Annotated in this window: 18 protein-coding genes and 4 tRNA genes; 9 read left to right on the top strand and 13 right to left on the bottom strand. The window is 66.4% G+C overall.

The window, feature by feature from the left end:
- Position 1: 1 nt before the first annotated feature.
- From JOF56_RS12965 to JOF56_RS12950, 4 genes are read right to left on the bottom strand one after another with little or no spacing between them, the layout of a single operon-like run.
- Positions 2-649 (bottom strand): PIG-L deacetylase family protein, encoded by a 648-nt coding sequence (locus JOF56_RS12965; RefSeq protein WP_209637547.1) that lies wholly within the window; start codon positions 647-649, stop codon positions 2-4.
- A complete protein-coding gene (locus tag JOF56_RS12960; protein ID WP_209637545.1) occupies positions 630-1421 on the bottom strand; it encodes a glycosyltransferase family protein in 792 nt (263 codons plus the stop codon). The genes JOF56_RS12965 and JOF56_RS12960 overlap by 20 nt, the downstream gene beginning before the upstream one ends.
- Complete coding sequence (locus tag JOF56_RS12955; protein WP_372447867.1) at positions 1418-2629, bottom strand: methyltransferase domain-containing protein; 1212 nt, start codon at positions 2627-2629, stop codon at positions 1418-1420. Before JOF56_RS12955 ends, JOF56_RS12960 begins: the two co-directional genes overlap by 4 nt.
- Positions 2629-4065 carry a sugar transferase gene (locus tag JOF56_RS12950; RefSeq protein WP_245379452.1) on the bottom strand — a complete coding sequence of 479 codons (1437 nt, stop codon included), beginning with the start codon at positions 4063-4065 and terminating at the stop codon, positions 2629-2631. The genes JOF56_RS12955 and JOF56_RS12950 overlap by 1 nt, the downstream gene beginning before the upstream one ends.
- A 638-nt stretch (positions 4066-4703) precedes the next feature.
- Between JOF56_RS12950 and JOF56_RS57845 the strand changes: the two genes are divergently transcribed.
- Complete coding sequence (locus JOF56_RS57845; protein ID WP_209637539.1) at positions 4704-6014, top strand: peroxidase family protein; 1311 nt, start codon at positions 4704-4706, stop codon at positions 6012-6014.
- A gap of 488 nt (positions 6015-6502) precedes the next feature.
- Here JOF56_RS57845 and JOF56_RS12940 read toward each other — a convergent pair.
- The 4 genes from JOF56_RS12940 to JOF56_RS12925 all read right to left on the bottom strand — a co-directional run bounded on the left by JOF56_RS12940 (position 6503) and on the right by JOF56_RS12925 (position 7300).
- A tRNA-Phe gene (locus JOF56_RS12940) sits at positions 6503-6576 on the bottom strand.
- A 65-nt stretch (positions 6577-6641) separates the two neighbouring features.
- Positions 6642-6715: transfer RNA gene (locus tag JOF56_RS12935), tRNA-Asp, on the bottom strand.
- A gap of 42 nt (positions 6716-6757) precedes the next feature.
- A tRNA-Glu gene (locus tag JOF56_RS12930) sits at positions 6758-6830 on the bottom strand.
- A 224-nt stretch (positions 6831-7054) separates the two neighbouring features.
- On the bottom strand, positions 7055-7300 hold the full coding sequence (locus tag JOF56_RS12925; protein WP_209637538.1) for a hypothetical protein: 246 nt from the start codon (positions 7298-7300) through the stop codon (positions 7055-7057).
- 255 nt (positions 7301-7555) lie between these two features.
- Between JOF56_RS12925 and JOF56_RS12920 the strand changes: the two genes are divergently transcribed.
- Both JOF56_RS12920 and JOF56_RS12915 read left to right on the top strand, forming a co-directional pair.
- The gene (locus JOF56_RS12920; RefSeq protein WP_281065435.1) at positions 7556-7765 is read left to right on the top strand and encodes a heavy-metal-associated domain-containing protein; all 210 of its coding nucleotides are present in this window, start codon (positions 7556-7558) and stop codon (positions 7763-7765) included.
- Between the two features lie 736 nt (positions 7766-8501).
- Complete coding sequence (locus JOF56_RS12915) at positions 8502-8810, top strand: hypothetical protein (protein ID WP_209637534.1); 309 nt, start codon at positions 8502-8504, stop codon at positions 8808-8810.
- A gap of 98 nt (positions 8811-8908) precedes the next feature.
- On the opposite strand, the gene JOF56_RS12910 is transcribed toward JOF56_RS12915, so the two are convergent.
- On the bottom strand, positions 8909-9112 hold the full coding sequence (locus JOF56_RS12910; protein ID WP_037265614.1) for a cold-shock protein: 204 nt from the start codon (positions 9110-9112) through the stop codon (positions 8909-8911).
- A gap of 567 nt (positions 9113-9679) precedes the next feature.
- On the opposite strand from JOF56_RS12910, the gene JOF56_RS12905 reads away from it, so the two are divergent.
- The 3 genes from JOF56_RS12905 (at position 9680) to JOF56_RS12895 (ending at position 12127) form a co-directional block, all read left to right on the top strand.
- Positions 9680-10714 carry a L,D-transpeptidase gene (locus JOF56_RS12905; RefSeq protein WP_307855075.1) on the top strand — a complete coding sequence of 345 codons (1035 nt, stop codon included), beginning with the start codon at positions 9680-9682 and terminating at the stop codon, positions 10712-10714.
- A gap of 299 nt (positions 10715-11013) precedes the next feature.
- Positions 11014-11193 carry a LuxR C-terminal-related transcriptional regulator gene (locus tag JOF56_RS12900; RefSeq protein WP_209648215.1) on the top strand — a complete coding sequence of 60 codons (180 nt, stop codon included), beginning with the start codon at positions 11014-11016 and terminating at the stop codon, positions 11191-11193.
- Between the two features lie 94 nt (positions 11194-11287).
- Positions 11288-12127 (top strand): alpha/beta hydrolase, encoded by an 840-nt coding sequence (locus JOF56_RS12895; RefSeq protein WP_209637530.1) that lies wholly within the window; start codon positions 11288-11290, stop codon positions 12125-12127.
- On the opposite strand, the gene JOF56_RS12890 is transcribed toward JOF56_RS12895, so the two are convergent.
- Genes JOF56_RS12890 through JOF56_RS12880 form a run of 3 tightly spaced genes read right to left on the bottom strand, consistent with a single transcriptional unit; the run spans position 12120 to position 16977 of the window.
- Positions 12120-14675 (bottom strand): serine/threonine-protein kinase, encoded by a 2556-nt coding sequence (locus JOF56_RS12890; RefSeq protein WP_209637528.1) that lies wholly within the window; start codon positions 14673-14675, stop codon positions 12120-12122. The genes JOF56_RS12895 and JOF56_RS12890 overlap by 8 nt on opposite strands.
- Positions 14676-14689: 14 nt before the next feature.
- Entirely contained in the window at positions 14690-15649 is a 960-nt protein-coding gene (locus tag JOF56_RS12885) for a glutamate ABC transporter substrate-binding protein (RefSeq protein WP_209637527.1), read from the bottom strand.
- Positions 15649-16977, bottom strand: coding sequence for a GlnX family signal transduction membrane protein (locus tag JOF56_RS12880; RefSeq protein WP_209637525.1), 1329 nt, complete (start codon positions 16975-16977; stop codon positions 15649-15651). Before JOF56_RS12880 ends, JOF56_RS12885 begins: the two co-directional genes overlap by 1 nt.
- Before the next feature lie 209 nt (positions 16978-17186).
- On the opposite strand from JOF56_RS12880, the gene JOF56_RS12875 reads away from it, so the two are divergent.
- From JOF56_RS12875 to JOF56_RS12865, 3 genes are all read left to right on the top strand, one after another.
- Positions 17187-17402, top strand: coding sequence for a hypothetical protein (locus tag JOF56_RS12875; protein ID WP_209637523.1), 216 nt, complete (start codon positions 17187-17189; stop codon positions 17400-17402).
- A 7-nt stretch (positions 17403-17409) separates the two neighbouring features.
- A complete protein-coding gene (locus JOF56_RS12870) occupies positions 17410-17904 on the top strand; it encodes a DUF5134 domain-containing protein (protein ID WP_209637521.1) in 495 nt (164 codons plus the stop codon).
- A 47-nt stretch (positions 17905-17951) separates the two neighbouring features.
- Positions 17952-18024, top strand: a tRNA-Lys gene (locus JOF56_RS12865).
- Between the two features lie 577 nt (positions 18025-18601).
- Here the strand turns inward: JOF56_RS12865 and JOF56_RS12860 are convergent.
- Entirely contained in the window at positions 18602-21697 is a 3096-nt protein-coding gene (locus tag JOF56_RS12860; RefSeq protein WP_209637519.1) for an AfsR/SARP family transcriptional regulator, read from the bottom strand.
- Between the last annotated feature and the right edge of the window lie 140 nt (positions 21698-21837).

The raw sequence follows: 21837 nt of genomic DNA, 5'->3' as shown, positions 1-21837 counted from the left end.
GTCACGCCTCCAAGCCCACGATCATCTTGTTCACATGAAAAGCCTCGGCATAGCGTGCCCGGCACTGCACACCACGCACCCGGGCCAGCCCGAGGAAGGTCTCCCGGTCGAACCAGTCCCGCCCGGCCTGCGTCGGGTAGTGCCGGAGCAACCTCTCCACCTTGGCCTCGGCGACTTCGCCGGACAAGGGCTGGTACACCGTCGGGGCACCCAGGTCACCGTCCCATTTGACGATCTCGTAGCCGAGCACGAGATGGTCACGGAACGCCGTCGGCACGAGTTCGGCCAGTGTCCGGTGGTCCTGGTGGGCGTCCTCGGCGTGCGGGGCCAGCACCAGATCCGGCTCCGTACGCGCCCGCAGCTGCTCGACCGCGGTCTTGGCGAGCTCCCAATGGGCCGGAATGCGGCCGTCGGGCAGATCGAGCACGGTCAGTTTCAGCTCCGCGCCAGGGCAGAACGCCTGCAACGCCGCGTGCTCCTCAGCCTCGCGAGGCGTGCCGCCGCCGGTCAGCACCAACGCGTCGATCTGCAAGCCGGGCCGCGACTGGCACAGCGTCAGCAGTGTCCCGCCGGCACCTATGGCCAGGTCGTCACAGTGCGCACCGAGCAATGTGACGCGTTCCAGCACATCAGGACGCAGCGCCCGCATCTTTCTCCCACAGCATCCAAGGCCGCTCGCCCTGCGCGTAAGCGGCGTCCAGGGCCGCCCGCTCCTTCACCGTGTCCGCAGGCTGCCAGAAGCCACGGTACGGGTAGGCCAGCAGGCGCCCTTCCTTGGCCAGCTCACCGCACGCGTCCTGGACCAGGTCGCCCCCGGCCGGCAGGTGGTCGAAGACGTCCTGCCGCAGCACGAAGTAGCCGCCGTTCTCCCACAACGGCAGCGAACTGACCGGTGTGATGCCCGTGACGTGGCTGTCCTCGCCCATTTCCACACAGTGGAAGGACGACTGCGGTGGCACGACCATCATCGAAGCGCCCGCGGTACTCGACTCGAAGCGCTCGATCATCGTGTCGAGCGGGGCGTCGGTGAGCACATCCGCGTAGTTGGCCAGGAACATCTCCTCGCCTTCCAGCAGGTGCCGCACGCGCCGCAGCCGCTCACCGATCGGCGAGTCCTGCCCGGTGTTGACGAACGAGATCGTCCAGTCGCTGATGTCGGTGGACAGCAGCTCGACCCGGCCGTCGCGCAGGATGAAGTCGTTGGACGCGGTCTCCTGATAGGTCAGGAAGAAGTCCTTGATGTGGTGCGCGCCGTAACCCAGGCACAGGATGAACTCGGTGTGCCCGAAATGCGCGTAGTAGCGCATCACGTGCCACAGCAACGGCCGTGGGCCGACCATCTGCATGGGCTTGGGCACGTCATCGCCGAGCCCGTTGCGCATCCGCATGCCGTAACCGCCGCAGAACAACACGACCTTCACGGCCGGACCTCCTCCAATGTGGGGATCGGGAACACCAGCCGACCACCCCACTCGCCTACATAGGACAGTTGCTCGGTCAGCTCAGTACGCAGGTTCCACGGCAGGACAAGCACATAGTCCGGCTTGTCCTCGGCGATCCGTTCCGGCGCGTGGATCGGGATCCTGGTCCCGGGGGTGAACTTGCCGTGCTTGTACGGATTGCGATCCACCGTGTACGGCAGGATGTCCGGCCGGATACCGCAGTGGTTGAGCAGCGTGTTGCCCTTGCCGGGCGCGCCGTAGCCGACCACGCGCTTGCCTGTGGCCGCCGCGCCGAGCAGGAACCGCAGCAGGTTCTGGCGGACCTCGTCCACGTGGCGGGCGAAGTCCTGATAGCCGGACATGTCGTGCAACCCGGCTTTCCGTTCCTCTTCAAGCACGAAGCCGACAGCCTTCGACGGCTCGGACTCCACTGGCCGCGCCCAGATACGGATCGAGCCGCCGTGCGTGGGCAGTAGCTCGACGTCGACCACGTGCAGGCCGTTGGAAGCAAGCGCTCGCTGGGCCGACGCGACCGTGTAGTACTGGAAGTGCTCGTGGTAGATCGTGTCGTACTGGTTGTACTGGACCAGGCTGAGCATGTGCTGGACCTCGATGGACACCCAGCCGTCGTCCTTGACCAGCTCGCGCAGGCCCGCGGTGAAGCCCTGGATGTCCGGGATGTGGGCGTAGACGTTGTTGGCCACGACAAGATCCGCCGGCCCGTGCTCGGCACGGACGCTCGCGCCGGTCTCCTTGCTCAGGAAGGCCGTCTGCGTCGGGACGCCCTTTTCCCGCGCCGACGCGCCGACGTTGACCGACGGCTCGATGCCCAGGCACCGGATCCCCTTGGCCACGACGTGCTGCAGCAGGTAGCCGTCGTTGCTCGCGACCTCGACCACGAACTCCGGGTTCGTCTTGGCCACGGCCTGGTCCACGAACTTGCGGGCGTGCTCGACCCAGGACGTGGAGAACGACGAGAAGTACGCGTACTCGGTGAACGTGTCCTCGGGCGTGATCAGCGGCGGGATCTGGGCGAGCAGGCAGCTGCGGCAGACCCTCAGGTGCAGCGGATACGTCGGCTCCGGCTCGTCGAGCTGGCCAGCGGCCAGAAACCGCTCGCACGGCGGCGTCGCACCCAGGTCGACCACGCTCTCCAGCTCGGCTGAGCCGCAGAGTCGGCAGATCATCAATAAGCTCCTTGGCCCTTCAGCACGGCGCGAACCGTCTTCCACAAGATCAACGCGTCCAGCGCGAGCGACCAGTCCTCGACATAGCGCAGGTCCAGCCGGACGGCTTCCTCCCACGGCAGATCGCTACGCCCGCTGACCTGCCACAACCCGGTGAGCCCGGGTTTGACCAGCAGCCTACGTCGGGCGTCGGAGCTGTAGCGCTCGGTCTCCTCGGGCAGCGGCGGGCGCGGGCCGACCAGCGACATCTGGCCGGAGACGACGTTGAACAGCTGCGGCAGCTCGTCCATGGAGAAGCGGCGCAGGATCGCGCCGATCCGGGTCACGCGCGGGTCGTTGCGCATCTTGAAAAGCGGGCCCTCGGCCTCGTTGCGGGCCAGCAGGCTGGTGCGTTTGGCGTCCGCGTCCACACACATCGTGCGGAACTTGACCATGGTGAACGACTTGCCGTCCTTGCCGACCCGGTGTTGCCGGTAGAACACCGGACCGCGGTCGTTCAGCTTGACCGACAGCGCGATGGCCATGAGGAACGGCGAAAGTAAGGCGAGCAGGAACGCACCGCCGACCCGGTCGACGATCTCCTTCACCACGCGGCGAGCACCCGTGAACACCGGCGCGGACAGGCGCAGCAGCGGCATCCCGAGCACACCGCTGACGTGCAGCCGAGGGCCGGCGACCTCCATCAGGACCGGCGCCACGACCAGCTCGGCCGAGCTGTTCTCCAGCTCCCAGGCCAAGTGCTGCAGGCGCTTCGGGGTCCAGTACGCGTCCGCCGTGACCGCGACGATCCGGTAGCCGCCGCGCTGCACGTGCTCGGCGACCCCTTCGATCGTGCCGACGACTGGGACACCGTCGACCTTGCCGTCGGCGTCCTGGCCGAGACCGTCCGCAGTGCAGACCGCTTCGACGCGCCAGCCTTGGTGTGGCGCCTTACGAGTGCGGTCGATCAGATCGGAGACCGTGCCGACGCCACCGGCGGCGAGTACGGGCAGCAGGCACTGGCCTGCCTGGCGGCGCTTGTGCAGCAGCCGGCGCAGGATGTAGCGGACCGGGAAGTCGATCATCGCGATCGCCGGTACGGCAAGGAAAACCCACGGCCGCAGGCCTTCGAGGCCGAAGGCGAACCCACCGATGGCCAGGAACACGAACCCGGTGAACAGGCCCCGGTACAGCCGACGGAACTCTTCGGCGCCGTCGCCGAGCGCGGCGATGCTCCAGGCCCTCGACGCACCGAGACCAATGAGGACAGCGGCCAGCGTCAGCACCGCGAAGATGCTCGCGTGCAGGGCGGTCACCGCGCCGAAGAGCACGTTGACGGTGAGGACGACCGCGATGATCACCGCCAGGTCGCTGCCGAGCACCGCCAGCTGGTAGCGGCGTTCCCAGGTCGCGACCATTGGCCGGACGGTTTCGGGCATATCCCGGGGAGAGACCATCTGAAAACGACCACGGCGGTGCACTGAACCGGTCCGTTCTCTCATGCAAGTCTCTCCTGAGTCGAACGCTGTGAAGGCCGAGCAGCTGGAGCGAGCGAAAAAGATGATCGTCTCCCGCTCACCCCGGGAGTCGTTCCATCTTCGAACCTCGTTACCGCGATCTGAACATTACGAATGACCCGTCCCGGCCATTCAACTGGGTCCCCGTGAAAAAGCGACTCACTGTGACCGCCGCCAGGCTTTTTCACCCGGTCGGCCCAACGCCGTCTGTCGTACCGGTCACACAGCATCGCAGGTCTGAGCCATCCTGGTGAACGACAGCAGCCAGCTTCCCGACACACCCAGTTCGATCTCAATCCCCCACGCGGGCTATTTCACTCGGTCGAACGGCGATCTCCACTCGGCCGGGTGACATTCACCATCGATCAAGCAGCGCTTTAGCAAACTGTCAAATGTGAACGCAACTTCGATGCATAAACCGAATAATTTGCCGGAGGAATAAACGGTCCACTCGGCCCCCTGGACTGCCCGGCCGCCTCCGCCCGCGCCCGGCCCTGCCTGTCGCCTAGGGGAAGCAGACCACGCCCAGGACCTGTTCGTCATGGCGGCACGCCGCCGAAAATGGACAATTCACGTGTGTGATCGAATCGGAGAAAAGCCACCCCGCACGTTTCACCCGGCGCGGAATCATCGGCGGTGTCACCGCCGGAGCGGCCACTGCCGCGCTGCCGGGCCAGGCCGTCGCGCAAACCGCGCCGCCCGGCACCTCACCCGGGTTCTTCGGCCGGATCTTCCAGCTGCCCCCGTTCGCCCAACCCAGCCAGCGCGTCCTGGAAGCCTTGCGGGAGCTGGGAAAGCCCGGCGGGCTGATGGACGCGAAAGATCCACTTCAGGAAGGGCCGGTCCGGCTGATCACCAACCCGGAACTGAGCCCGAACAACCTCGACAACCCATTCCACACGGCCGGGACGACATTCTTCGGCCAATTCATCGACCACGATTTCACGTTCGACCTCAATTCCCGGCTCGGTGTGCCGACGCAGCCGGAAACGTCACCGAACACCCGCGTCCCGACCCTGTCGCTGGACTCCGTGTACGGCGGCGGCCCCAACGCGAACCCGGAGCTCTACGACCCCGGCGACCGCGTGAAGTTCCGGGTGGAGAGCGGCGGCCTGTTCGAGGACCTGCCCCGCCGCTCCGACCGGGTCGCCGTCATCGCCGACCCGCGCAACGACGAGAACCTGATGATCGCCGGACTGCAGGCCGCATTCCTGTTGTTCCACAACCGGGTCGTCGACCTGGTGCGCGCTCAGGGCACACCGGCCGATCGCGTGTTCGCCGAAGCGAAGCGGATCGTCATCTGGCACTACCAATGGATCATCGCCAACGAGTTCCTGCCGCAGCTCATCGGCTTCGGCCTGACCCAGGACATCCTCCGGCACGGCCGCAGGCACTACCGGCACTTCATGCCGGTGGAGTTCCAGGGCGCGGTGTACCGCTTCGGCCACAGCATGGTCCGTCCCTCGTACCGCGCGAACCTCGCTGGCGACAACGGCAACCCCTTCTTCGGCTTCATCTTCGACCCAGCCGGCGAAGGCCGGCCCGATCCGGTCGATCTCCGCGGCCGGGCGCGCGCACGCCGCCGCTTCATCGGCTGGCAGACGTTCTTCAACTTCGGTGACGGAAACGTGCGCCCGAACAAGCGGATCGACACCCACATCTCCACGCCGCTCTTCAACCTGCCCCTCGGCGACGGCATCTCGCTGGCCGGAATAGGCGCCCGCATCGTCGGGGAGGTCTTCATCGGCCTGCTCCAACTGGACCCAACCTCCTACCTGGCCGCCCAACCCACCTGGAAACCAACCCTGCCCGCGAAATCCCCCGCCACCTTCACCATGGTCGACCTCCTCACCCACGCCAAAGTCGACCCCACCTCCCGCCGCCAATAACCCCACCCTCCCGGGTTTTTGCTTTGGTATTGCTGGTTGGGACGGCTCGATGACACGGAGACCCCTGAGGCGACCGCGTCAAGACTAAAGGGCAGGCCCAAGGATCAAAGTGGGGTTCCCGGCCAAAGCCATGAAGGGCCCGCCGTGCCGACAAGCTTAAGGCCGCCTCCACCCCGTATAAAATCGAGCCTTTCAGGCCTTCGGCCGACGCCCCAGCCTGGCTGGGCCCCGGGAATTGAACGACCCAAGCTGCAACTCAAACGATTGAAGCCTGTGAGCCTACGAAAACAAATCCTAATCCTTAGGCTGTGAGGCGCCCGCGCCTCATGCCTGAAAGGAGGGCGCGCAGCGCCCGATGCTAGTCAAACGAAAAATGACCGGCGCTGGTTCTGAAGGAGCACGCACCGTGGGGGCTTGGGGGGCTCGGCCCCCCAAAATAACTCCACCTGATAAAGGGGAGCGAAGCGACCAGAAGAACCGCAATCAGGTGGCCAGGGACGGGGTCGAACCGTCGACCTTCCGCTTTTCAGGCGGACGCTCGTACCAACTGAGCTACCTGGCCGTGAAGGTCCGGCTGGTTGAAGACTTGGTGTGGCTTGTCTTGCGGTGTTGCCGGACCTTCGTGTGCGACCCAGACGGGACTCGAACCCGCGACCTTCGCCGTGACAGGGCGACGCGCTAACCAACTGCGCCACTGGGCCTTGCTTGTCTTGCTTTGCCTATCCTACTGCCTGCTTGCTGCGTGCTCCCAACGGGATTCGAACCCGCGCTGCCGCCTTGAAAGGGCGGAGTCCTAGGCCGCTAGACGATGGGAGCTCCGGGTCCCTTTGGCTTTCGCCTGGGAGCAAGGAGAAGCATAGGGCACGACCCAGGGCCTTACAAAACGGGTTACCCAAACGGCCGCTAGCTGCGGAAACGTCTGATTTCTGGGCTGTTTTGGCGCCCATGGGCTCCGTTTGGGGCCCATGGGCGGGGTGGTGGTCCTCGTCACATCTGACTCTGGGCCACCTTTGAGCCTGGTCCGGAGGCAGGTTCTGGGGTTATCGGCTGACTGGTGGCAGTCCGTCGTCGCCTGGGACCAGGCCGAGCATGTCGAGCAGCAGTCGGCAGTCCTCGACGTCCAGTGCACCGCGGGCGACTGCCAGACGGGCTTTTTGTATCTGGTCGTCGGTGACCCGTGATGTGTCGCCGCTGCGCTGGGCTGGGACGCCGTTGTAGCCGGCGCTGCCCCCGTTCATCGTGTCTTGCTGGATCAAGAAGTTCCGCACTTCGAGGGACCCGCTCATGACGCCTCCCCGGCTCGGCTGTGGCCGTGAGGTTATGGGAGGAAAAGCCCTGCACACAGCCCCCCGCAGAGTGAACCGCCTACAACGGTGGGTAGTTGCTTTGGCACGTTTGGCACGCGCTGCACGGGGTAGTAGGCGCAGGACCGACTTCTGGGTAGGGCCATTCGGGTGAGCGGGTCGACGGTATTGTGTACACAACCCCGCCAACTACCTCTACCCCCTATGGGTATCTAGGCCCTCGAAGGGATGTTCGCCTTGCCCTCACGCACCACCTACACCGTCACGGGCATGACTTGTCAGCACTGCGTGGCCTCAGTCACCGAGGAACTCTCGGAACTTGACGGTGTTACCAAAGTGGCCATCGACCTGACTACTGGCGCGGTTACCGTTGACAGTTCCGCGCAGTTGGACCCCTCGGCCGTCAAAGCCGCCGTCACAGAAGCCGGATACGCGCTGGTCAGCTAGAACGTGTTCTAGACTTTTGCCGAATGCGAGCAAATCTCGGCCGGCGTCAACCGCTAAGAACCGGGCGACACACCGGTTCACCAGCCGGGCAAACATCGGGTGAACAGTTACCCGGATTTTTTGCTCGCGAACGTCTCGCCACCGAACGGTGAGCATGCAACAATCTAGGAGCTGACACACCCCCGGTCAGCGCCTGTGGAGATCCCCTCCGGCCCCCGCGTTCCTCCCCCTGGCGCGGGGGCCTCTTAATGCCCGCTTTTCGACTTCGTCTCAAAGCGGGGCCTTATCGGCCAGCCCCTGTAACTTCTGAGGGCCGAGCCCTCAGACCCCCACGGTGCGTGTTCCTTACGGACCAGCGTTGTCGCTAATTGGCTTGACCAACAACGAGGGAGTTGAGTTTGACCAACAGAGGCTTTGGGTAAGAGGTGAGGACTTAGGTTGCGGTTCCTTGGGATTGGTGAAGTTGTGGTGTGGGGTCACTCTATCGGGTGAGGGTTGAGGGTGATCAACCGGGCTTGTACGTAGCGTGAGCAAGTAGTTGGCCCCAGGTCCTGCCATGAGTCTCTTCATGATCAGGACGCGCGAGAGGCATTGTCGGTTGCGTAACACGCGACTTGCCAGGGTTCGGTCGAGACCAGCAGAAACAGACGCGCGAGACGGGCTGGGGTTGCATCCGTCCGGTGTGTCGCGGGTCACACTCGCTAGGTTCCCGCAACCTAACCGTTATCGTGTCCGGGTGCCTTTGCCATCACTGGGACGCAGTCGCAACAGCAAGCATCGTCCGGAGCCGCAGGAACTGGTTCCCGATGCCGAGCTGGAGAGCTACCTGGCCGCCCTCGCACCAGAGGCCGACGTGGAGACCACCGCTTCGGGCCGCCGCTTCGGCAACGCCGAGGTCTACCAGCTGCGCCTGTCCCTCATCGCCAATGAGCAACTCCGCGAGCTGGCCGCGCACCGCCAGACATCCCCGCACGCTCTGGCTCAGGAATGGGTCATGGAGCGCCTGTCCTGGGAGGCACAGCAGCTGCGCTACCCGCAGGGCTGATTAATCCCCGGAGAAAGAAACCCCGAGAAAGCAAACCCCGAGAACAACACGAAGGGCCCCGGACGATCATTGGCGTCCCAGGGCCCTTCGTTGTCAGGTCAGATTGGCCGTACGTTCGTGGCCTGCGGCCCCTTGGTGCCCTGGCCGACCTCGAACTCGACGCGCTGGTTCTCCTCGAGCGTCCGGAAGCCCTTGCCCTGGATCTCCGAATAATGCACGAAGACGTCCGCCTCACCGCTGTCGACCGCGATGAAGCCGAACCCCTTTTCCGAGTTGAACCACTTCACAGTGCCCTGAGCCATACATCTGCCTCCGTCGCCGGATCAGCAAGGGATTACACCGTGCAACCCCGGGCCGTCCCGGGCGTCGCCCTTCGCCAACTGCAGCGAGAAAGCAGCACGCCCGCGTTTATGTTCCGCGAGCGTGATGGAGCACGAACACAGAAACTTACGGCCTGCGAGAACGAGCCTATCGCCTGCAATCCAGGCGCACTACTGTCTCAATTCGCTATCCACTGGGCCGTTCGTGTGATCCTCCCTTGTTACCGAACGTATTGATCTGTGCGCTGCCTGGCACAATCCGCCGACTGGTGACCTTCTCCCCAACTCCGGACCAAAGTGTGATGTGAGTCACAGTGACAGCGTGTCAACGCCGGTACCCCGCGCTGCGTCGGAATGGGTGTGGAGATGGGGGCAGCAACTATGACCAATCGACGTGGTTTCAAACTGATCGCGAGCCTCGCGGTAGTGGCAGGTCTGGGGCTTGGCGCGTGCAGCAGCAGCGACGGTGGTAGCTCCCCGAACGCTCCTGGGCCCGGGCCGGCGCCGAACGCGGCTGTGGCGCCCGCTGCAGCGGGCCCTGTTCCAGCTGTGAACGTCCAACCGGCCAACGGCGCCGGTGATGTCAGTCCGTCCGGCCAGACCCAGGTCACGGCCGAGAACGGCACGATCGAGACCGTCCAGCTCAGCAACCCGGACGGCAAGCCCGTCAAGGGCGAGCTGGCGGCGGACAAGAAGACCTGGACGGTGAGCGAACAGCTCGGCTACGGCAAGACCTATACGTGGTCGGGCACCATCGCAGGCACGGGTGGCCAGCAGCTGCCGATCACCGGTTCGTTCACCACGGTGAAGCCGAAGCGGACCGAGACCGGCACGCTGAACGTGGGTGACAACAAGACATACGGCGTCGCGATGCCGATCAAGCTCGACTTCAAGAACGCGGTCAAGGACAAGGCCGCGGTCGAGAAGGCGTTGACCGTGACCACTTCCGTGCCGACTGAGGGCGCGTGGGCGTGGCTGGGCGACTCCGAGGTGCACTGGCGCCCCAAGGAGTACTGGAAGCCGGACACCAAGGTCACGGTGACCGCCAAGCTGTACGGCACCCCGTTCGGCAACGGCGTGTACGGCAAGCAGGACGTGTCGTCGACCTTCACCATCGGCCGGGACCAGCGCGTCGAGGCCAACACCAAGACGCACAGGCTGATCGTGCGGCAGAACGGCAACGTGGTGCACGACTTCCCGGCCAGCTACGGCCTCGAGTCCGACCCGGGCCGGGTGACGCCGAGCGGCATCCACATCGTGATGGAGAAGCACGCGTCGTACTCGATGACCAACCAGCGTTACAACTACGAGAACGTCGTCGTCCCGTGGGCCGTCCGGTTCTCCAACCACGGGGAGTTCGTCCACGGCTACGAGAAGTCGATCCCGGACCAGGGCAAGCGGAACGTGTCGCACGGTTGCGCGAACCTGTCGCCGGCCAACGCCAAGACCTACTACGACAGCGCGATGATCGGCGACCCGGTCGAGGTCACCGGCAGCAGCGTGCCGATGTCCGACACCCAGTTCGACTACTTCGACTGGGCTGTGAGCTGGGACAAGTGGAAGAGCAAGTCCGCACTGCAGTGACCGCGGGGACGGCTCGTGACCGCCTGGCGGTCACGAGCCGTTTGGTTGGCATGGGCAAATGACGGCAGGCCCGAAAAGGCTGTGGCCTGCGGCCGTGGCGTTGATGATTCCGCTCGCTGTGCAGGCGGGCTGGGCCGAGCTGATCGCCGGCACGCTTGTGCTGGGTGCGGCTGCTCTGTTGTTCGACTGCTTTCCGGTCGTGGTTCTCGCTGTTCTCACCGCTGCGGCGGCTGTCCCCGCTGTGGTGATCTCGCCGCAGGCCAGGGCTTGGCCGGTGCTAGCGATCGCGGTGTTCAACCATCTCGCCGGCCGGTGGACCACAGCGGACTGCATGCCCGCGGCGGTGGCGAGCGTGGCGGCTCAACATCGTCGAAGGAACGGTGAAAGTCTTTGTCAGCGCCATTCTGCGCCGGCTGGACGTGCCCAACCGGGTCCGGGCCGCGATCATCGCCTACGAGGCCGGACTGGTCGATCTATGACTTTCGGATAGTCCGGCCGGCAGCGACCGGCAGATGTCGCGGCCTGCGCGAATCACGAGCATGGCCGCATGCGAAGGAAAATTGTGCGCTGCTGGTGGCAGCGCTGATGATCCCGGCAGGCACAGCCGTGGCGGCTCCGGCGCGGCTTGCCCTCCCGCGCCCGACCGGCCTCTTTCCCGTCGGCACCACCGAGCTGCATCTGGTCGACAGCGGCAGGATCGACCCGTGGTCCGCGAAACCGCGTGAGCTCATGATCTCTCTCTGGTACCCGGCCTGGCCGTCGGTGCGCCCCGTCGCCCAGCACCTCGAACCGGGTGTCGCGGATTTCTACGACCACAACGCCGGACAGGTCGGTGTCACACCGGGAATGGCGGATTTCGCAGGGACTCGGACGCACAGCAGGGTCGATGCACCTGCGATCCCCGGCGACCGAACGGTGATCATCTACTCACCGGGTGGCGCGAACTCGCGGTCGATGGGCACCGTGCTGGTCGAGGATCTCGCCAGCCGCGGTTACCTGGTCGTCACGATCGACCACACCTTCACCGGGCCGGTCGAATTCCCTGACCGCTTCGAAGGCCTGGGGCGTGGTGTGGACAACGCACGCGTGATGCGGGAACGCGCTCAGGACACTTCGTTTTCCGACGACTGGGGCACGTTCTGGGCGAACTCCACGGGCTGGAAACGGGATGTGTACCTGCCCACCGCCGAGCACATGAGCTTCGCCGACATCCAGATCCTGCTCGCCCAGATCAACCGCGGCACGCCACTGCCCCACGACACACTGACCGGCGCGATCGGCACCATCGACCCGCAGCGGAGTATCGCGATCCAGCGGACCTACATCGACGCGTTCTTCGCCCTGCACCTGCGTGGGCAGCGGACAACGTTGTTCGACAAGCCGGTGCACCCGGAAGTGCGGCTGATCACGTAAGCGTGCGGGGGCGGATCGCGTTGGCGCGGTCGACCAGTTCGTGGCGTTGCTCGGGTGTGCTGGCCAGGCGGGCCAGGGCGCGGTAGCAGCGTTCGAGGCCGAAGCGCAGTTCTCGTTCCGACAGGTCGCAGCCGAGAACTGTGCCGCCGGTCTGGCCGCCGCCTGGGCGACCGGCGCGGACCCAGCCGTACGCGGCCTCCAGGACTTCGACGGAGAGCTGCGTACGGCGTTCGGCGTCCAGGGCGAGGCGTTCGAGACGGCGGGCCGCGTCGTAGAGGTCGGGCTCGGCGAGCTTGGTGACCTCGTGGGCACGGGCCTTGATCTTGATGGCGGCGACCTGGGCGGTGACGTAGTGGCTGGAGTTGTCCGGGACGGACTCCAGGACTTCGATCGCTCCGGCACGGGCGCCCTGCGCGAGGTAGACGCGGACCAAGCCGAACGCCGCGCTGACGTACGACCTGTCGGTGCGCCAGACCTGCTCGTAGAAGCGGGCGGCGCCGAAGTAGTCGCGCATGTATTCGGCGCTGATGGCCAACGCGAGTTTGGGCGCGGCCTCGCCGGGCAGTGCGTCGTACACGGCGTCGAAGGCGTTGCGGGCCTCGGCTGGGCGGCGCATGGCGAGCTCGAGCAGCCCGCGATGCCAGTGCAGTCGCCAGTCGTGCGGGTTGCCTGATAGCCTGCGGGCCATTTCCAGCTCGCCGGACGCGCGGGCGATGTCGCCCAATTCGGTGCGGGCACGCAACATCCGCAGCCGGACCTCGACCGAGTTCTGCGGTGCGACCGCCAGCGCCTCGACGAGTTCGTTCAGATCGTTGGCGACCACCGTGGCCAGGATGCCCGCGGCCGGGTCGTCGGTGTCGACCTGCGGGACCGGCAACGCACCGACCACTTCGGACGGATCGGGCACCGACAGTGAGACACCGCGTTCATCGGTTTGCACTGTGGCGCCGAAGGTCCTGGGTTCCGGACCGAACACAGTGGACAGTCCAGGGCGTGGCCGGTTCGTGCCGAGGGACATCACTTCCCGCAGCACACCGGTCAGCTGTTCGGCCATGTCCTCAGCCGATTCGAACCGGCGGTCCGGGTCGGGGTGCGTGGCCCGGCGCAGCACCCGGTAGTACGAATCGAAGAGCTTGAACAGCGGGACCTCGTCCGGGCCCGGCAGGCTGTCGCGGTATTTCCCGGTGTAGCCGGTGAATTCGATCGACAGCACGGCAAGTGTCCGGCCGACGGTGTAGATGTCGGACGCCACGGACGCGCCGCGCTCGGCCAGCTCGGGAGCGCTGTAGCCAAGGGTGAAGAACAGCGGGCTCGTGTAGTCGTCGTCCCGGCGGACCGCACCGAGGTCGATCAGCTTCAACGTCGAGTCGGTCTGGATCACGTTGTCCGGCTTGAGATCGCAGTACAACAGGCCGACGCTGTGCAGGTATCCCATGGCGGGCAGGATTTCCAGGCCGTACGCCAGCACCTGGCCGATCGGCAACGGCTCGGCGCGGCCGAGCGTGCGGTGGTGCTCCAGCGCGATCTGCCGCAGCGACTGGCCGCCGATGTACTCCATCACGATGTAGCCGACCGACGTCCCGGTCGCCGGGTCCGGCTGCTGCACGAAGTTGTAGATCTTCAGGATGTTCGCGTGCTCGACCTCGGCCAGGAATCGCTGCTCGGCCACGGCCGAGGCCATCGCGGTCTGGTCACCGGTGTCGATCAGGCCCTTGAGCACCACCCAGCGATCGCTGACGTTGTGGTCCTTGGCCAGATAGATCCAGCCAAGACCGCCGTACGCCAGGCAGCCGAGCACCTCGTACTGACCGCCGAGCACGTCACCGCGCTGCAGCTTGGGGCGGAACGAGAACGCGGCGCCACACTTCGGGCACTCGCCTTGCGGTGAACCCGGTTGCCCGTTGGTGCCACGGCCGACCGCGCCACCGCAATTGCTGCAGAAGCGCTTGTTCTCTGCCACAACGGGATCCGTCATCACGGCAGAGGTCGGATCCCGGTACGGGACCGGTGGGACCTCGACTAGCCCGGCGCCAAGCCCACGACGTCCGGCCGCGCGCGAACCTGTCCGTCGTGAACCGGTGCCATGGCCAGGCCCGGGGAATGGCACGGAATCGCTGACCGGCTTGGCGCCCGTGGTGGGCGTCGGCTGCTCGACAACCGGCTTCGGCGGGACGATGCTCTGCGTCGGCTCGACCGAGGCGAGCACACTCGTCGGCTGCGGTGCGTCCATCGCGGGCACGTGCATGTTCTGCTGCGGCTGCACGGCGGGCACGGGCAGGCCTTGGCCCCACTGGCCGGGCGCGGGCTGGGTCTGCGGGCTGGGCGGCGGCACAGGTTTGATCTTGAATGTCTCGTCCTCATCGGCCGCCGGCTTGGGCTTCGGCTTCTGCGGCGAGGCCTGCGACCCGCTCAGCACGTCCGGCGGGCGGAACCAGCCGGTGGCGGGCTCCTCCTGGGGCGGCTGCCATGGCGGTTCCGGTGTGCCGCAGGTGGTGCACTTGCCGTACGCGGTCTGGCCGGGGCACCCCGGTGTCTGACACTTGGCCATCGGAATCCCCCTACTCAGTCCCGGTACTTCGGGGCCGGCGGCGAGGCGGCCTCCCCGGTACGCGAGCCGACCCATGCGTCGTAGCTGCGCTGCCAGGTCCCGTCGCCCCGGATCTTGTCCAGCACCGCGTTGACATAGCGCACCATGTCCGGGTTCGTCTTGGGAATACCGATGCCGTACGGCTCCTCGCTCAGCTTCGGCCCGACGATCTTGACGGTCGGGTCCTGCGCGGCCATCCCGGCGAGGATCAGTTCGTCGGTGGACATCGCGTCGACCTGGCCCTGCTGCATCATCACCAGGCAGTCCGACCAGTTGACCGCCTGCCACGGCACGGGCTTGGCCGGGTGCTTGGCGATCGCGGTCAGCGACGTCGAGCCGAAGTTCGCGCAGACCTTCTTGCCGCCCAGGTCTTCCAGGCCCTTCACAGCCGACCGCTTGTCGACCAGGACCCGCTGGCCGGTGACGTAGTAGACCGACGAGAACGCGATCTTCTGCAGCCGCTCGCAGTTGATGGTGTAGGTCCGGACCACGATGTCGACCTCGCCGTCGGTCAGCACCCGCTCCCGGTCACGCGAGCTGATCGCCTTGTACTGGACCTTGTTCTCGTCGCCGAACAGCGCCTTGGCGATCTGGCGGACCATGTCGATGTCGAAGCCCTCGAGATTGCCCGTGGCCGGGTTGCGGAACCCGAACAGGAACGTGTTCTGGTCCACGCCGGCGATCAGCCGGCCACGTTTCTTGATCTTGTCCATCGTCGAGCCGTCGCTGGTCGCCAGACCGTTGGGCCGTAGGCTCACCGTCGGGTCGCCGCAGTCAGGCGCCGGCGCGTTGTTCTCGCTGATCTTCCCGGCGCCGGAACCGTCCGGCGTGGGACGGTCCACTGAGGTCACCATGGCCAGGTCGACCGGACGGCCCGGCGCACCGCAAGCCGTCAATACCGTCAATGCTGTGAGCAGCAGAGCGACTCGTTTCATCACCGGTACTCCCGCAGCCGTTGCCTGATCCCGAACAAGGCACCCCCAGCGCCGATCAACGCGAGTACGGCGACACCGGGCACCAGCCCGCCCAACGCGTTCTCAGCCGCGCCCGTCGCCTCGACGAACTTCTCCCGGCCCTTCTGGATCGCGTTGGACAGATCCTGGTCCAGTTTGTTGAACGAGACGGCCGCGCCTTTCTCGTCCGTCCCGATGGCCAGTTTGACGGCTTCGTCGTACTGCCCACTGCCGTCCAGCTCCCGCAGCCTGCGGTGCGCGTCCTGCCAGGCCTGCGAGCTCTGGATGGCGGAGGTCACCTGGTCGCGGATCGCCGAGTCGGCGGCGATGTCCCGGGCCTGGCCGAGCAGTTCGCGGTCGCCGCCCTTGCCGGAGATGGCGGGCGCGAGCTCCTGCCATTCCTTCTCGTAGGCGGCACCGTCACCACGTGCGACCAGCGTGAGCGTCTCGTCGGCACGGCACTTCAGCGCCACGATCCTGGCCTGCACCAGGACGTCCACCTGCTTGGAACCCTCGTCCCTGGCTCTGTCCACAGCCGCGGCGGACACAAAACCCGCCACACCGCCCCAGATCAACGCCAGCCCGACGGCGATCGTCGCGACGAGCAGGCCGACATTCAGCAGCCGGTTCGTCTTGCGGGTGAGGTACACCTGAGCGGCGATCAAGGCGCCCAGCAGCAGGACCCCGAGCGTGACCGACAGCCAGGGAAAGCTGGTGGCGTCATCCTGCTCGTCGGTCAACCGGCCGATGTCGATCTGGTAGAGCTCCTCGGCCGCGGGCAGGATCTTCGACCGCATCAGCGTGGAGGCCTCACGCAGGTAGGCCGCACCGATCGGCAGGCCCAGCCGGTTGTTCGTGCGGGCCGTCTCCACCAGGCCCGTGTAGACCGGCAACTGCTGGCCGAGCGTGTCGACCTGCTTCTCGGCCTCAGCGATGCCACCGATGTCCGACGCGGCCTTCGCCAGCGCAGCGCCGGCCTGCGCCATGTCGATCTCGTAGCGCTCACGCAGCTGCGCGGGCTCCGAGCCACCAGAGAGGAACGCACTCGACGCGGTCGCGTCGGCGTCCGACAGCGAGCGGTAGATCTGTTGCGCGGCAGCCGAAAGCGGCTCACGATGCTCGGCCAGGCCGGTGATCGTGTCCAGCTTCATCTGTAACGCCAGCGCCGCGACAAACCCCGTCAGCACGCTGAGCACCACGAGCGCACCCGCGATGATCCCCAGCCGCCCTGGCGTGGTCCGTGTCGAGCGGGCGATCCGTCGCACGGAGTCACCCCGCTGCGTCGGCGGCGCACTGACCGGAGCTCCCATGCTTGCAGAGTCAACACCACGCATGTTGCAGCCACGCGCGATACCACCGGTCAGTAACCGGCCTGTGATCCGGCATGACACACAGTCACGGAGCGATATCCCCCGTGCGAGCAACCCAATCGCCTGATTGCCCGATGGTCCTCACCTCAGCCGCTCTGCTTGTGTAGCTCGTCGGAATTTTCGCCCCACCCTCCAGGACGGCACGGACCATGAGCAAGCTCGAGCGGATCGCCACCTTCTGCGGACAGTGCAACTGCGGCTGCCCGGAACTGTGGATCGACCCCGACGCGACCGACGAACAGCGAGTCGTGATCACCGACGACTTCGGGCAGCGCATCCAGATGAGCCTCGCCCAGCTGCACGCGCTGGTCAGCGACGTGAAGGACGGTGCGCTGGACGCGCTCTTGGCCACCACCCACTCCTGACGGGGGCATGGCCGGCCCCGAATGGATCCGGTGGCTGCTGACAGCAGCGTTCCTGGCAACCGCCGGTTACCACGCCCGCCGCCTGGCCAAAGCCGGGCGGCACCCCGACTACCCCGACCAGGACCGCGCCGCCGACGTCGCCCAAACAGTCATGAGCACAGGCATGGCAGTGATGTCATCACCCATCGGTGGCCCCCTGTCACCCGCCAGCTGGCTGACCCTCTTCTGCCTCCTGACCACATGCGCCCTCGTACGCGCCCGCCACGACATAGCCATCCCCAGCGCCGCCATGGCCTACATGCTCGCCGCCAGCCACCATGACGCTCATCACATGTCCGGCCCCTGGGCCATCCACAGCCCCGGCCTGGCACTCCCAGCCATCGCCTGGACCCTGGCCGGGTACTTCGTCCTGTACGCCTTATGGACCGCTCGCCGTCCAGCCAGGACACCACGTCTGGTCATGGCCCTGGGCATGACCTACATGCTGGTCATGGCCATGTGAGGAACACTCTGAAAGTCGGTGGCGCCAGGTCGGTACGCTAAGCGCGAGGGCCTCTAGCTCAATTGGCAGAGCAGCGGACTTTTAATCCGCGGGTTCGGGGTTCGATCCCCCGGGGGCCCACTCGTCTCGGGCGATCTGTGTTCGCGGACAGCGCGAACCAGGTCGCCTCGAATTATTTTGGGGGGCCGAGCCCCCCAAGCCCCCACGGTGCGGGCTTCTTCTGAACCAGCGCTGGGCGCGTTGCGCTTGGACCAGCGTTGTGCCTGGTGGTGTCACTCGTGAGGGATGCGGCTGGGTTGAATTCGGGTCGAATGGGCGTGGTTGCCGTCTCTCGGCGTGAGTGGCCACCGGAATGAGTCATCGGGGGTCACCACTCCGCGTGGATTCATGCGTTTGCCGTTTCGCCGCTCCAGACAGGTAACTACTATCAGTAACTGGTTGGTTATTCTCCGGATTGGGGTTTCTATGCACAGGTCTGTCGAGCGGCGTGAGTTTCCTGCATCCGTGCCCTGCTGGCCGCCGGCCTGCCCACGAGCGTCATCCGCGAAGTCCTGCCGTGCGTCCAGGGACCAGGCCCGGAACTGATCTTCTGCGAAGAGGTCACCGAACGTCTGCTCAAAGAGCTGCACGGCCTGGACTACAAGATCTCCAGCCTGCAGAGCGCACGAACCGCCCTGGCCGAGCTGCTCGCTTGACTTCATGTGCACATCAACCGCACTTCCCGGGCTCTTGCGGCTGCTGCGCGTTGGCCTCGTTTGCCGGCCAGGCGGACGGCTTCGTCGGCGAATGCCGAGGCCGCGGCTGAGTCGTCGAGGGCGAGGTGGTCTTCGGCGATTTCGGTGAGTGCCTGGGGTTCGAGCAGGAGCTGACCGGCGAGTCGGAGGCGGGTCAGGGCTTCCTCGCTGTAGGTGAGGGCGCGTCGTGGTTCGCCGATCGCGCGGTAGGCCGCGGCGAGGCCCAGCAGGACGGACGGTTCGCCGTAGCCGAAGCCGATGGCTGTGACCAAGCGGAATGCTTCGAGGTAGCCCTCGATTGCGGCGTCGGGTTCGCCGCGGTGGCGGTGGATGGTCGCGACGAGCTCGCGGGCCGTTGCCTCGCCTCTCTTGTCACCGAGTTCCTGGCCCAGTCGCAGGGCTTCGCCTGCCAGGGACTGTGCTTCGTCGATGCGGCCGAGTTCGAAGGTCGTCTCAGCGAGTCCGATGAGCGCCGCGAGTTCGCCGAAGGGCTGGCCGACCTCGCGGCAGTACTCCAGCACCTGCTGGTGATCGGAGATCGCGTCGTCCAGTCTGCTGAGTGACCACCGGGCGACGGCGCGGCCGCTCAGCGAACGGAACAGGGTTTCCCGGCTGCCGCTGCGTTTGGCCAGGTCGACGGCCCGCTGGTGCCAGTGGACAGCGGTTCGCGCACGACCTGCCGAGGTGTGCGCGGTGCCGATGTAGTTCATCGCCAGCGCCTCCCCTTCGACATTGCCCGCCTTCCGGCTGACGACCAGCGCCTCGCGGTAGTACTGCAATGCGGCGGTCGGTTCGCCGCACTGGCTACGGTCTCTGCCGAGGTTGCGCAGCGCGTCGGCCTCCGCGTCGAGGTCGTTGATCTCCCTTGCCGCGGTGAGTGCTTGGCGGTGGTACGCGGTCGAGCGGTCGTATTCGCTGACGTTGTGCGAGATCAGGCCGAGCACATTGAGCAGGGCGACCTCGGCGGCGCGGTCTGCGGACCGACGCGCCGACTCCAGCGCCGCGGTGCAAGCGGCGACGACTTCGAGGTGGTGGCCACGCGCCTGCAAGTAGACGCGCAGCACGTCGACGAACTGCCACGCGTAGTGGCTCAGGACCGGGTGCGTGGCGGCCCACGTGATCGCGGCAACGAGGTTGTAGCGCTCCTCGTCGAGCCAGCTCAGCGCCTCTTGTTCAGTGTTGAGCGGGGGCGGTGGCCCGGCTGGCTCCGGTAGTGGGCGTCTTGACGTCGACGGGTAGAGCAGCCGTGCCGCGGTCGCCGCGCTGTGCAGGTAGTAGCTCGCGAACCGGGACAGCGCGGCGGTTGTGTTCTCCGGTCCGTCCTCGGTTTCCGCACGGTCGGCGGCGTACTCGCGGATCAGGTCGTGCAGTCGGTGACGGCCAGGCGTGGTGGGGTCGATCAGGCTGACCTCGGCCAGCCGGTTCAACGTCCGGATCGCCTCGGTATGGGGGACGCCGGCCAGGGCGGCGGCCGCGGCCGAAGAGATGTCTGGCCCTGGAGTCAGGCCCAGCAGCCGGAAAAACGAGCGACAGGCCTCGGGCATGCGCAGGTAGGACTGGTCGAACGCGACCCGCACTGCCGACTGTTCGTCGTCGTCGATCGCCAGCTCGGTGAGCCTGCCGGTGCTTGTCATCGCGTCGGTGTATTCGGCGATGCCCCGGTGCGGGTTGGCCGCCAGGTTCGCCCCGGCGATGCGCAGCGCCAACGGCAGGTGGGCGCAGGCGTCCGCGAGTCCGGCCAGCGCGTCCGGTTCGGCCTGCGTCCGGAAGTCGTCCAGCAGTCCAGCGAGGACCGCCCTGGATTCCTCCCCGGTAAGCACGCCCAGCGCAACCTGCTCGACGCTCAGCCCGCGCAGATCGCCGCGGCTGGTGACGAGCACCATGCAGTCGGGTTCGGTCGGCAGCAGCGGCCGTACCTGGTCGATGTGGACGGCATTGTCAAGCAACAGCAGCATCTTGCGGCCCATGAAGATGCTGCGGAACAACGCCGCGCGGTCCTCCGGATCCGCGGGCACCTGGTCCTGCGCGACGCCGAGGGTGCCGAGGAACCGGGCGAGTGCTGCCTCCGCTGTCAGTGGCGGATCCGGCCCGTAGCCCTGGAGGTTCATGTACAGCTGACCGTCGGGATACCGGCGCCTCGACAGATGAGCGACGTGCACCGCGAGCGCGGTCTTCCCGACCCCCGGCGGGCCGGAGATCACCACGTTGCGCCGTCGCGAAGGGCCGGTGAGCCGGTCGATGAGGTCCTCACGGCCGACGAAACGGTCCACATCGGACGGCAGCTGGCAGACCGTCGGCGACGCTGGGCGAACGGTCTCCACGGCCGGGCCGTCGAGCACGGCCCGGTGCGCGGCCTGCAACCGAGGGCCGGGTGAGATGCCGAGATCCTCGGCCAGGATCCGGTGGACCTTGCGGTAGGAGGCCAGCGCGTCGCCCAGCCTGCCGGAGCGGTGCTGCGCGGTGATCAGCTGAGCCCAGAACGACTCCTGCCACGGGTGGTCGTGGGTGAGCCGGGTCAGTTCGCCGAGGACCTCGCCGTGCCTGCCCAGTTCGAGACTGATGTCGACGCGTCGCTCCTCGGCGCGCAGCCGGGCCTCCTCCAACTGGACAACCTCGTCCTGACGCAGCGATTCCGACGGGACGTCCGACAGCGCGGGCCCACGCCAGCAGGACAGTGCCTCGGTCAGCAGGTCCAGTTCGGCGTCGAGGTCCCCGGCGTCACGCGCGGCATCGGTCAGCGACCTGAACCGGAGCAGGTCCAGCTGCTCGGGGCGCAGCCTGATCAGGTAGCCGTCCGGCTGGGTCTCGATCACCGAACCGGTTTCGTCGCCGAGCGCACGCCGCAGCCGCAGCGCGTAGACCTGGATGTTCTTCTTGGCAGTCGCCGGTGGCAGATCGCCCCACAGCCGGTGCGCGATCCGGTCCACCGAAACAGTTGTGTTGGCGCGCAACAGCAATGCGGCCAGCAGGACACGCAGCTTCGGCCCGTTGATCGTGACCGGGCTTCCGGCACGGGTCACCTCGATGGCGCCAAGTACCCCGAAGCCCAGCTCGGTCATGATCATCCAACCCGTTCCGGTAATCGGAAACAGCTCACAGAACAGCCATCCACCAGGTGCTGGAGCGTATCGGCTGACTTGCCCGATGTCCCGCCGAAGTTTCCGTCAGCACGAGGGCGTCAGGTGTAGCCGAGCTGAAA

It is taken from the genome of Kibdelosporangium banguiense (assembly GCF_017876405.1).
GTDB lineage: Bacteria > Actinomycetota > Actinomycetes > Mycobacteriales > Pseudonocardiaceae > Kibdelosporangium > Kibdelosporangium banguiense.
Note: the sequence above shows the minus strand (reverse complement) of the source record. Positions and strands in the feature narration are given on the sequence as shown.